The organism is Myceligenerans pegani, from assembly GCF_014892515.1.
GTDB classification, from domain to species: Bacteria; Actinomycetota; Actinomycetes; order Actinomycetales; family Cellulomonadaceae; genus Myceligenerans; species Myceligenerans pegani.
Map to the genome: position 1 here is coordinate 171,207 of NZ_JADBGR010000064.1, position 11,135 is coordinate 182,341.

An 11,135-nucleotide genomic window follows, 5' to 3' on the forward strand; every position below is an offset into this window, starting at 1 on the left:
TACATGGCCTTCCGCGACGGCGCGGTGAGGGAAGTGCTACGTGGCCTTCCGGGACGGCGCGGGGGCGGCCGCGAGGTCGCCCGGGAGCGCACGCAGGGCGAGAGCCGTGGCCTCGGCGCGGGTGGTGACGCCCAGCTTGCCGAGGATGTTGCTCACGTGGTGCTCCACCGTCCGCTTGCTGAGGAACAGCCGCTGCGCGAGCTGCTCGTTCGACAGTCCCTCCGCCAGCAGGCGCAGCACCTCGGACTCGCGGTGGGTGAGCGCCCCCGTGCCGCGCGGGGCGGGCCTGCCGGGGCTGCCGAGCCGGCGCAGGTGGCTCGCGGTGGCGTCGGCGTCGGCCGTCGCGGCGAGCTCGTCGAAGGCCGTCAGCGCCGCCCGCGCCTCGGCGACCGCCACCTCGGGCGCGGTGTCGGCCAGCAGACGCGAGAGCGCGAGCCGGGTGCGTGCCGTCTCCAGCGGGAGACCGGCCGCCGCGAACCCCGCCAGGGCCGTCTCCAGACGGGCGGCCGCGTCAGGTTCGCCGGCCGCTGCCGCCGTGATCCCGGCGGCGTAGGCGGCCAGCGCGTCGATCCTGGGCACGTCGGCTTCCCTGGTGACGGCGGCCAGGGTGCGGCAGGCCGAGCGTGCGTCGTCGAGCCGACCCGCGGCGACCTCGACCTCGGCGAGCAGCGCCAGCTCCGGGGCCTGCAGCGGGTGCGGTGCGGACGCGGCCAGTGCCCGGCGGAGGATCCGGCGCGCCGAGTCGTACTCGCCCCGTGCCAGGTGCAACCGCGCCAGCGGGCGCACCGCGAACGAGTCGAACTCGAACCCGGACAGGAGCCGCGCCGCCTCGTCGTAGCGTCCCTGCCGCACCCTGAGGTCGGCCAGTCGCACGATCGCGCTCGACCGCAGGGCGCCGTAGCTGGCGTCGTACAGCGCGATCGAGGACTTCAGCTCGCGCTCGGCGTCGGCCCACCGCCCGGCCGCCGTGAGGATGCCGCCGTAGTGGGTGCGGCAGATCGCCGACACCCACGGCGCGCCCACACGGTCGCCGAACGTGGTGGCGATGGTGATCCACTGCTGGGCGCGGCGGACGTCGAGGGCCAGCTCGCAGCAGGTCAGCATGTGGCAGTAGATCTCGCCGGCCGTGAGGTGGTCGGGGATCTCGCCGGAGGCCGCGGCCGTCGCCGCCTCGTCGAGCCGCCGCATGCCGTCGGTGATCCGGCCGGCGAGCACCAGCATCACACCGCGGTGCCCCAGCGCGCAGAACCGCAGATCGGTGTCGCCGAACCGGTCGGCGATCCCGGCCGCGGCGTGCACGTGCGCCGCCTTCTCGGCCGGGTCGTCGGTCGCCAGCGCCTCGGCCAGTTCGACCCAGCCGCGCTCGACGCAGTCGCTCGCCTCGTCGGCCAGGCTCCGCGCCCTCGCCAGCCAGCCCGCCGCGACGGCGTCGTTGCCGTAGACGGCGGCGTGCAGGAAGCTCAGCTCCCGGCCGGCGATGAGCGCGGGCATCCGGGTCTCGGCCCGCGCGCGGTACGCCGCGAACGCGCGCTCGTAGTAGTCCACCGCGGCGCGGTAGTCGCCCGACCACTCCACCGCCCGCGCGAGGTGGTAGAGGGTCTCGGGGCTCTCCTGCCGCTCCAGGGCGTGAGACAGCACCGCGCGTGCCCGCGTCCAGTCACCCTGGGCGAGCGCAGCGCGACCGGCATCGAGCAGGTCGTCCACGGTCCGTGTCATGGCGATCTCATCATCCCACCCACGCGTGAGCGGCCGTCGGTCGTCGAGCGCGGCGACGGCGTCGACGAGAGCGCCCACGCGTGAGCGGCCGTCGGCCTGGACGGGGTCCGTCTCACGGCGCACCGCCGGCCCCCGCACGGGGCGACCCCGTGGACGAATAGGTGCGCGCACCCATGTTTCCCGACCGGCCGCGCGCCATTCTCGGACGTACCGGCCTGGAGGCCGCACCGGCCGAGGCCACCGGCTTGAGAGGAGCCCGCCATGACCGAAACAGAGACGTACCAGATCTCGCTCGAGGCGGCCGAGGTGTACGAGTCCCGGTTCGTCCCCGCGATCTTCGCCGAATGGGCGCCGCTGCTGGTGGATTCCGCGGCGGTGCGCGCGGGGCAGGCGGTGCTCGACGTCGCCTGCGGCACCGGGATCGTCGCCCGGACCGCGGCGGACCGGATGGGCGACGACGGCGCCGTCGTCGGCCTCGACCTCAACGAGGCGATGCTGACCGTCGCCCGCCGCATCCGGCCCGACCTCAGGTGGCAGCAGGGCGACGCGGCCGACCTGCCCTTCCCCGACCGGGCTTTCGACGTCGCGCTGTGCCAGATGTCGCTGATGTTCATGCCCGACAGGGCCCGTGCCGTCGCCGAGCTGGCCCGCGTCACCCGCGCCGGCGGCACCGTGGGCATCGTGGTGCCCGCGGGCATCACCGAGCAGCCCGCCTACCGGCGCCTGGTCGACGTGGCCGTCGACGAGGCGGGGCCGGACGCCGCCTCGCTGCTCGACGCCTACTGGTCGTGCGGGGATCTCGGCGAGCTGCGGTCCCTGTTCACGGCGGCCGGGCTGCACGACCTCGACCTGCGCACCCACCTCGGCACCGCCCGTTTCGGGTCCGTCGACGAGATGGTCGCCACGGAGGTCGAGGGATCACCGCTGGGCGGCCGGATCGACGACGCCACCTACGGCAGGATCCGGGAGCGGGCCCGGTCGGAACTGGCGGAGTTCGAGAATCCGGACGGCGTCGCGGCCCCGCTTCGCGGCCACGTCGTCGTCGGCCACGTCGCACACGGCGCGACGCCAGACCGGTGACCCGACCGGGAACACTAGGCTGGGCCGCATGTCAGAGCCGACGACGGCCGGTCGAGCGGACCGCCATCGCGAGAGATCGCCGCACCAGAGCGCGGGCCAGGTGCTCAAGGCGCCCACCCTCGAGGAGGTCGCCCGGCGGGCGGGCGTCTCGCGCTCCGTGGCGTCCCGTGCGATGAACAACGTCCGCAACGTCAGCCCCGCGAAGCGCGAGGCCGTCGCGCGGGCGGCGAGCGAGCTCGGCTACGTCCCGAACGCGACGGCGCGCGCCCTGGCGACGAGCACGGTGGGTTCGGTGGTGCTCGCGGTCTCCCACGACGACCCGGCGTTGTTCGGGGACCCGTTCTTCTCGCAGGTGCTCGTCGGGGTGGCCGGAGCCCTGGACCGGTCGGAGCTGGACCTGACGCTCCTGCTCGCCTCCTCGGAGCGCGGCCAGGCCCGGCTCGAGCGGCTCCTGCGGTCGCGCCGCTCCGACGGCGTGATGCTCATGGCCCTGCGGGGGGACGACCCGCTGAACCGGGTCGCGGCGGCGACCGAACTGCCGGTGGTGCTCGGCGGCCGGCCGCTGAACGGCGAGCCCCGCTGGTACGTCGACGTGGACAACCGCGGCGGGGCCCGTGTCGCCGTGGAGCACCTGCTGAGCTCCGGACGCCGGCGCATCGCGACGATCGGCGGCCCGACGGACCTGGAGGCGTCGGTCGCCCGGCAGCAGGGATTCGCCGACGCCCTGGCGGTGGAGCGGCTGCCCGCCGACCGGGTCGAGCACGCCGACTTCAGCTTCGAGGGCGGGGCCCGGGCGATGGAGCGGCTCCTGGGGGCACATCCTGACATCGACGGCGTCTTCGCCGCCTCGGACAACATGGCCGCCGGCGCGCTGCGTGCCCTCAAGGCGGCCGGGCGCCGCGTGCCGGAGGACGTCGCGGTGGTCGGCTTCGACGACCTGGAGATCGCGCGCCACACCGAGCCGGCGCTCACCACGGTCAGCCAGCCGATCCGCGGTCTCGGCCAGGAGATGGCGACGATGCTGGTGCGCCTGATCGGCGGTGAGTCCCCGACCCCGATCATCCTGCCGACGCGGCTGGTCGTGCGAGGCTCGGCACCCGGCGGGAGGGCCGGGGCGTGACCCTCCCGCCGGGCGGGCTCCGTCAGTACCGCGTGTACCGCACCCAGTCGTAGGTGGCGGTCTTCTGGCCCGTGTAGTGGAACGGCCCGAGCCAGCCGTCGACGCCGGTCCCCGGCCACAGGTTCATCATGATCCGCTGCGGACGCGTCGGCAGCGGGCCGCGTGAGCCGTCCTCCTGGTGGACGAGGCGGCCGTCGACGAACCAGTTGATCGTGCCCCCGGGCCACCACTCGATCGCGTAGTTGTGGTAGCCGGCCGCGGCGTCGAACCCGAGGTTGATCGTGGTCTCGTGCCCGCCGACGCCGTTCGTGAAGTAGTTGGTCTGCATCTGCCAGGTGTTCTTGCCGAGGATCTCGACGTCGATCTCGTCCCACGGCTGACCGTCGCTCGGCCCGGTGTAGGTGAAGAACGAGGTCACCATCCCGGAACCGGATGCCGCCTTCATGCGGACCTCGAAGCGCCCGTAGGAGTACAGGTCGTTGCTGCGGTACTCGCCGGACGCGTACGGCTTGCCCGAGCAGCCACCCGGGCACGGGGTGTTGTTGAGGTTCAGGCCCATGACCCCGCCGTTGTGCCAGACGTGGTCGGCGCGCCAGCCGGCGTTGAACATGCCGCCGTTGGACCAGCCGTCGGCCTTGTGCCAGCGCCCGCCGTTGTGTCCGTCGAAGTTGTCGACGAAGCTGCCGCCGATGGCGGCCTCGGCCGGGGGCGTCAGGGCGGGGGCCGCGGAGAGGCCGAGCGCCAGGGTCAGGGCCAGGAAGACACGGCGTGGTGTGGTGCGGTGATGCGTCGTCGTCGATCGCATGAGTACCTCCGTTGGTACCGGTGGTGCGTGGGATCCTGGCGTCCAGCCAGGATGTCGGCGCTCGTCGGGCGGGCGTCGGCCTCCCTTCCTGTACGGCGCCCCGTCCCGTCCGGCGACGGCCCGATGCCGTCGCCGACGGCGGTCCCCGGGTGGGCCACGCGCCGGGGTGGCCCACCCGGAGGCATGCTCAGTGCCTCGGCTTCGGGCACCGCTTCCCGTGGCGCTCGAGCACGGGGTCGGCGAGCGCGATCAGCTCACGCGCCTGCTCGGGGAACCACTGGCCGGCGGCGGGGTTGATCCTGCCGCGCTCGGGGTCCTCGGGCCCGCCGAGGCCGCGGAAGCACTCGCCGTCGGACTCGCCCGGGATCTTGATCCACAGGAAGGCGTCGACCAGCTCTTCACCGGTGTCGGCCGTCGGCCGCAGGCCGAGGCCGCGGTCCGGCGGGTTGCACCAGGTCTCGGCGTCGGGGTAGACATCGGCCGGCGGGGCCCAGGGGCCCTGGCCGTTGCGGCTGGTGTCGACCACGAAGTGCGTGGTGGGCTCGGTGTCGCCGAGGATGGCGTCGAACCGCGACTCGATGCCCGCGGTGTTCAGCGTCGGGTCCGTCGCGTCGGGGCTCCAGACGCCCTGATGGGTGAGCGCCACGCCGTTCCAGTCGTTCGCCGGGCCGCCGTTCCAGTGCTGGTTGCCGCAGTTGAGGAAGTCACCGGGGACGACCTGTGTCCCGTAGGTGATGCACTGGGAGATCCAGGTGCCGTAGCTGACGTTGTTCTCGGTGAGCAGATAGTTCGACGCGTTCAGGAAGAACCCGTCCGCCCGCTCGACGCCGGCCTTGACGAGGCGGTCGGCGATCTCGCCCACCGCGAGCCAGGCCGGGTTCGTGCCGTCGAGGTACACGACGGCGTTCGGCTGCTGCGCGAGGCGGTCGACCGCGTAGTTGAGCATCTCGAAGCGCTCCGCCGCGGCGTCCCGACCGGTGGTCTCGGGGTCGTACTCCGGCGGCCGGCACCGCTCGAGCTGTCCCTCCAGCGTCGTGTACCAGGGGATGACGCCGAGCCCGTCCGGCTCGAGGACGACGACGGCCTCGTGGTTCCCGATCCCGGCCGCGAAGCCGTCGATCCACGCCTTGTACTCCTCGACACCGAGGGCGCCGCCCGCCGAGTAGAGGGCGCAGTCGCGGAAGGGGATGTTGTAGGCGGCCAGGACGGGCACCTTGTCGCCGGCGCGCCGGACGAGCTTCCGGACGTCCTGCTCCACCCCGGCGGGGGTGCCGTCGGTGAACCAGGTGGCGCTGGGCAGCTTGCTGAGCAGGAGCGCGTCCCGCTTGGCCTGCCCCCGTAGCCCCCGCGCCGCCTCCTTGGTGGAGCTCTGCGGGTTGGTGAGGAATTCGGTCTCCGGGGTGAGGACGTCGTCGCTCGCCCAGGCCGTACTGCCGTTGAGCAGGCCTGCGCCGAGAGCGCAGGCCGTCAGCGCGACGGTGAGCCGGCGCCGAAGGGTCGATGGTGCCATGTGGGAATCTCCCAAGGTTCTGCGAACGCGTCGTTGCGTGCTCGCTCCGGTGGTGCAACGAACTGGACGATCATGGAAGCGCTTCCAGTCCGGCCATCTTCCTGCGTGCCCGGGAGACCTGTCAAGGCTGGCGGGTGCCGCGACCGGGCCGTGCGGTTCGTGGTGCACGGTGCACGGGTGGTCCGGTGCTGGTGAAGGTGACAGCGCGCCTGGGGATTGCCCGGCGCCGCCCGCGCGTTGGGAACAGTCATGGGCATCTGGACACAGAAAGAGCTGGAGCGGGTCGACACCACGGACGAACTGCGGGTCTCCTCCTACCGTCGCGACGGCACGCTGCGCCCGTACGTGACGATCTGGGCCGCCCGGCTGGACGACGACGTCTACATCCGCTCGGCGTACGGGCCGGAGAACGGGTGGTTCCGCCGCGCGAAGGCGTCGGGCAGGGGCCGGGTTCGGGTGGGCGGCGTGGAGCGCGACGTGCGCTTCGAGGTCCCCGAGGACGACGACGTCCACCCCGCCCTCGACGACGTCTACCGGACCAAGTACGGCCGGTACGACCGGCGCATCGTGGACACCGTGGTGGGCCCTGGGCTCGTGGAGGCGACGCTGCGCGCCGTCCCGGAGGACTGAGACCTCCGCCGGGCGGGGGAGGTCTCGTTCGCGAAGGGCGCCTACGGTGGAGGAATGACGCACGAAGAACCGGAGGGGCCGGGCAACGCCGCGAGTTCGACGGCCGACTGGAACTGGGGCGCGGGAATCGCGCTTGCGGTGGGCATCGGCGTCGCCCTGGGCGTGGCGCTCGACAACATGGCCTTCATGGCGATCGGGATCGCGTTCTTCCCGGTGTTCGCGATGCTCCTCCGCTCCCGCCCGAAGGGCAAGGACGAGGAGAACGGCTCCCCGGGGCCATGATCGGGGCATGCCCGTCGTGTGCAGACGGCAGTGTAGAGACCGTGTGATCGGTAGCGTAGCGAGGGCGCCCGGCCGCGGCGGCCCCGATCACCGCACCCGTTCCAGCCGGTAGTGCAGCCGCACGACCCAGGTGCGGCCCAGCCGCACTTCGTGGTCCGTGCGCAGGACGCCGTCGGCGTCGACGTACACGTGGAACGTCTCGTGGAGCGGGACGCGGGCGGCGTGGTCGCGGCCGCCGTCGTGCACGACGACGTAGGCGCCGTCCTGCCCGAACCTGCCCGGCGGTGACTCCAGGACGAGGGAGCCGTCGTCGCCGACCCTCGGGCGGAGGAAGACCTGGACGTTCCCGGACTCCAGCGGGAACGCGACGTGCACGCCGGGCCGGTCCGCTCCGGGCAGGAGCCGGGCGGTGTAGCAGCCGCTGAACACATACCGTCCCGTGGGCCGCAGGGTACGCAGCCAGGCGGCGGAGACCTGTGCGCCGGTGCGGTCGCGGATCACGATGACGCGGCTGTCCATGCCGTGCGCCACCTCCAGGGGACGCATCGGCAGGGCGAGCTGCTCCACGCGCCGGCCGAACAGGCGCGCGATCAGCTCGCCGGCCGGCCAGAACAGCGGGGACCATCCGGTCCACACGTCCATGCGCCAGGCGGCGGTGTGTTCGTAGAAGTCGCGGATCTCGGGGCGCAGCGCCGACGCGTCGAACCCGGGGCCGTCCAGCGCGGCGACCGCGGCCAGGAGGCCGGCGGTGGGGTCGCCGTCGTCGGCGGTGCCGCCGTGGTGGGCCGCCTCGGCGGCCGGCCAGCCGTCGGCCACGGTGGGGGAGCGGCTCACGGGGGCGCGCAGCCACGACTCGGCGCCGGCGAGGTCGACCGGACGCCCGACGAGCCGCCAGAACTTGCGCGTGGCGAGGTCGAGGACGTGCGGGCGCCGCACGCGGAGAACGGCCCGCCTCGGGGCTCCGGGTGGCTGCACGGCATCCATGTCGGCAGGTTAGCGAGCCGCGGGTCCGGGTACCGGGTGGGCGAAATGTGGTCGCTCCCTTGTCGCCCGGCCCTCCGCTCGCCATGATGTTCACGTAAACATCGCGGAGTGCCGACGGCGATGCCCCTCACGAAGGAGTGAATGTTGCGAGCCAACAAGACCGCGGCGATCGGTTGCGCCCTGACGGGAGCGCTGGTCGTGTCCCTGGCGGCGCCGGTGAGCGCCGACGTGCCGGAGGGCGAACCCACCACCTACGACGCCTACCCGGCGATCCTCGACCCCGGTTCCGGGGCCGAGGACTACTTCCAGCCCTACTGGTTCGACGACAACGGGCGCCACATCCAGGCGCACGGCGGCCAGGTGGTGTCCGTGTCCGCGGAGGACCTGGAGGTCGACGCCGGCGGCATCGTCGAGAGCGAGGAGGACGGCGAGACCGTCTACTACTGGTACGGCGAGGATCGCAGCAACGGATACTTCGGTAGCCCCGGTGTGCACGCCTACAAGTCGTACGACACGAGGAACTGGATCGACCAGGGCGTCGTCCTGCGCTCGGTGTCGAGCGCCGCCGAGCTCGAGTCCGACTACTTCGACGACCTGTACGACACGGTCGACGACGCGGGCGAGCCCCGCCAGGAGCGCATCGACGAGCTGAACTACCACCTCAACACCAACGAGGCGGCCGACCACACCACGATCTTCGAGCGACCCAAGGTGCTCTACAACGAGAGCACGGACCAGTGGGTGCTCTGGTGGCACTCCGACGGCCAGACCACACCGGGCGGCAGCATGTACGCGCGCTCGATGGCGGGCGTGGCCGTGTCGGACAGCCCGACGGGTCCCTTCCGCATGACCGGCGTCTACCGCATGCCGAACCGCGAGAACTACCGGGACTGCATCTCGGCGGCCGTCCCCGGGCAGGCGCGCGACATGACGGTGTTCCAGGACGACGACGGCACGGCCTACATCGTGTACTCCTCCGAGGAGAACCGCACGCTCTACGTGGCCGAACTCGACGCGAGCTACACCAACGTCACCCACACCACCGACGTCGACCAGGCCGACGCCGGACAGTACTCGGAGGACGGGCGGTACCCCTACCTCTTCGCCGACGGCACCGCGGAGGCGCCTGTGCGCGGCGAGGACTTCCAGATCGTCAAGGAGTGCGGCATCCTCGAGGCGCCCGCGCTCTTCCGGCACGGTGGGAAGTACTACACCGTCGCGTCCGGCGCGACGGGATGGTCGCCGAACCCCGAGACCTACTACACGGCCGACAGCCTGTTCGGGACCTGGATCCGCGGCGTCGAGGCCGATGACCCGTACGAGAACGTGCTGTACAACGCCATCCCCGAGGGCGGCGACGGCCTGCTCTCCGTGGGCGACGCGCGGCGCACGAGCTTCGGCTCGCAGTCCACCGACGTGCTCGATCTCGGCGGCGGCCGCTTCGTCTACATGGGCGACCGCTGGAACTCCGGCGCGGCGGACTCGACGTACGTGTGGCTCCCGATCACGGTCGGCGAGAACGGCCGCGCCGAGATGCGCAATCCCGCGACGGAGGACCCCGCACGCTGGGCCGACGGCTGGGACGCGAGCTACTGGGACGACAAGGGCCTCGGCACGAAGATCTGGAGCGTCGCCGACGACGGCCTGCCGGACCGGGTCGCGCCCGGCGAGGACTTCGGCGACCGGCTCCCCGCCACCGTACCCGTCACGGTCGACGGCGTGACCACCGACGTCGCCGTCACCTGGGACGCGACCAGCTACGACGTCCTCGGCCCGCAGACGATCACGGGCACGCTCGCCCCCGATGCGGACTTCGCCCCCGGCCGCACCTTCACGCGCACCATCGACGTGCACCGGGAGGGAGTCACCAACCTCGCCCCCGAGGCGGCGGTCACCGCGTCCAGCCGCCAAGGGCTGGCGGCCACGCTCGTCGACGGGAACGTGCAGGGCAAGGGCTGGGACGACTGGTCCTCGTCGGGCTACCCGCTCTCCAGCACCCTGTCGTTCACGTGGCCCCTCGCGCAGCGGCCCGAGCAGGTCGTCGTCCACACCTACAAGGACGGATCAGGCGCCACGTGGCCCTCGACGATCGCCGCCGAGTACCTCGACGCCTCCGGTGAGTGGACGCCGGCCGAGGTGAGCGTCGACCTCGCGCAGGACCCGTCGTCCCCGGCCCCCGTCGCCGCCCTCGACGTGTCCGACGTCCCCGCCACCCACGGGCTCCGCCTGCGGCTGACGACGGAGACCACCACCTGGCAATCTGTGTCCGAGGTACAGATCTGGGGCGCCGACGACGTCGTCGACCTCTGCCGCGCGGACGGTACGACGGTGTCGGCGACCTTCCACCAGACGGAGTGGGAGACCCTCCCGCCGGGCAACGCGTGCGACGGCGACGCGTCCACGACCTGGTCCACCTGGTCCGAGTCGGACAAGCAGGACGAGGTCTCGTTCACCGTCGAGCCCACCGACGACCACGTCGTCGACCGGATCGGCTTCACCAACATCGAGGGCACGATCACCGCCCTGACGGTGGAGTACCGCGACGACGCGGGCACCTGGCACCCGACGACGGCGCAGGACGTCGCCCCGAGCGCCAACGGCGTCCCGACGTCCATCGCGTTCGACCCCGTGGTCGCCTCCGCCGTACGGATCACGTTCCGGACGCCGGGCTCGTACCTCAAGCTTCCGGCGCTCGCGGTCGGCACGGCCGTGTCCGAGCTCGAGCCGGGGGCCTCGGCGCGTTGCGTCGGCAGGAAGGCCTGGCTGGTCGTGAAGGTCCGGAACGCGGGTGACGAGAGGGCCCGCGTCGTCGTGGACACGGAGTACGGCACGAAGACGTTGCGGCACGTCAGGCCGGGGAGGACGGCGTGGGCGCCGCTGCGCACCCGCGAGACCGCGATCCCCGCGGGCGAGGCCGTGGTGACGTCCGCAGACCGGCAGGTGACGGTCGGCTACCCGGCCACCACCTGCGACTGAGCGAGCGAGGGCGCCCGCCGAGCCGGGCCGGC

Annotated in this window: 9 protein-coding genes; 5 read left to right on the forward strand and 4 right to left on the reverse strand. The window is 72.7% G+C overall.

Going from position 1 to position 11,135, the window contains the following annotated elements; translation table 11 throughout:
- Positions 1 to 36: 36 nt before the first annotated feature.
- Entirely contained in the window at positions 37 to 1,716 is a 1,680-nt protein-coding gene (locus IIE03_RS26680; protein ID WP_318842858.1) for a LuxR C-terminal-related transcriptional regulator, read from the reverse strand.
- A gap of 261 nt (positions 1,717 to 1,977) precedes the next feature.
- On the opposite strand from IIE03_RS26680, the gene IIE03_RS07645 reads away from it, so the two are divergent.
- Together IIE03_RS07645 and IIE03_RS07650 are read left to right on the forward strand one after the other, a co-directional pair.
- Positions 1,978 to 2,796: a class I SAM-dependent methyltransferase gene (locus IIE03_RS07645; RefSeq protein ID WP_192862142.1), complete on the forward strand. Its 819-nt coding sequence runs from the start codon at positions 1,978 to 1,980 to the stop codon at positions 2,794 to 2,796.
- Positions 2,797 to 2,824: 28 nt separating this feature from the next.
- Positions 2,825 to 3,916, forward strand: coding sequence for a LacI family DNA-binding transcriptional regulator (locus tag IIE03_RS07650; RefSeq protein ID WP_192862143.1), 1,092 nt, complete (start codon positions 2,825 to 2,827; stop codon positions 3,914 to 3,916).
- A gap of 22 nt (positions 3,917 to 3,938) precedes the next feature.
- Here the strand turns inward: IIE03_RS07650 and bglS are convergent, their stop codons facing one another.
- Together bglS and IIE03_RS07660 are read right to left on the reverse strand one after the other, a co-directional pair.
- Positions 3,939 to 4,721, reverse strand: a complete 783-nt coding sequence (bglS, locus tag IIE03_RS07655; RefSeq protein WP_192862144.1) for a beta-glucanase — start codon at positions 4,719 to 4,721, stop codon at positions 3,939 to 3,941.
- Positions 4,722 to 4,908: 187 nt separating this feature from the next.
- On the reverse strand, positions 4,909 to 6,231 hold the full coding sequence (locus tag IIE03_RS07660; protein WP_192862145.1) for a glycoside hydrolase family 6 protein: 1,323 nt from the start codon (positions 6,229 to 6,231) through the stop codon (positions 4,909 to 4,911).
- Between the two features lie 249 nt (positions 6,232 to 6,480).
- Between IIE03_RS07660 and IIE03_RS07665 the strand changes: the two genes are divergently transcribed.
- Complete coding sequence (locus IIE03_RS07665; protein WP_192862146.1) at positions 6,481 to 6,861, forward strand: DUF2255 family protein; 381 nt, start codon at positions 6,481 to 6,483, stop codon at positions 6,859 to 6,861.
- Positions 6,862 to 6,915: 54 nt separating this feature from the next.
- Positions 6,916 to 7,143 carry a hypothetical protein gene (locus IIE03_RS07670; RefSeq protein ID WP_192862147.1) on the forward strand — a complete coding sequence of 76 codons (228 nt, stop codon included), beginning with the start codon at positions 6,916 to 6,918 and terminating at the stop codon, positions 7,141 to 7,143.
- Positions 7,144 to 7,230: 87 nt separating this feature from the next.
- Here IIE03_RS07670 and IIE03_RS07675 read toward each other — a convergent pair whose 3' ends face one another.
- On the reverse strand, positions 7,231 to 8,127 hold the full coding sequence (locus IIE03_RS07675; RefSeq protein WP_225997416.1) for a hypothetical protein: 897 nt from the start codon (positions 8,125 to 8,127) through the stop codon (positions 7,231 to 7,233).
- Between the two features lie 144 nt (positions 8,128 to 8,271).
- Here IIE03_RS07675 and IIE03_RS07680 point away from each other — a divergent pair, with 144 nt between their 5' ends.
- The gene (locus IIE03_RS07680) at positions 8,272 to 11,103 is read left to right on the forward strand and encodes a discoidin domain-containing protein (RefSeq protein ID WP_225997417.1); all 2,832 of its coding nucleotides are present in this window, start codon (positions 8,272 to 8,274) and stop codon (positions 11,101 to 11,103) included.
- The last annotated feature ends 32 nt before the right edge of the window (positions 11,104 to 11,135 follow it).

What these genes read in the sequence shown, in the direction of transcription:
- IIE03_RS07675 (WP_225997416.1), bottom strand. Translation starts at nt 8,127, where the DNA reads ATGGATGCCGTGCAGCCACCCGGAGCCCCGAGGCGGGCCGTTCTCCGC.
- bglS (WP_192862144.1), bottom strand. Translation starts at nt 4,721, where the DNA reads ATGCGATCGACGACGACGCATCACCGCACCACACCACGCCGTGTCTTC.
- IIE03_RS26680 (WP_318842858.1), bottom strand. Translation starts at nt 1,716, where the DNA reads ATGACACGGACCGTGGACGACCTGCTCGATGCCGGTCGCGCTGCGCTC.
- IIE03_RS07650 (WP_192862143.1), top strand. Translation starts at nt 2,825, where the DNA reads ATGTCAGAGCCGACGACGGCCGGTCGAGCGGACCGCCATCGCGAGAGA.
- IIE03_RS07645 (WP_192862142.1), top strand. Translation starts at nt 1,978, where the DNA reads ATGACCGAAACAGAGACGTACCAGATCTCGCTCGAGGCGGCCGAGGTG.
- IIE03_RS07665 (WP_192862146.1), top strand. Translation starts at nt 6,481, where the DNA reads ATGGGCATCTGGACACAGAAAGAGCTGGAGCGGGTCGACACCACGGAC.
- IIE03_RS07670 (WP_192862147.1), top strand. Translation starts at nt 6,916, where the DNA reads ATGACGCACGAAGAACCGGAGGGGCCGGGCAACGCCGCGAGTTCGACG.
- IIE03_RS07660 (WP_192862145.1), bottom strand. Translation starts at nt 6,231, where the DNA reads ATGGCACCATCGACCCTTCGGCGCCGGCTCACCGTCGCGCTGACGGCC.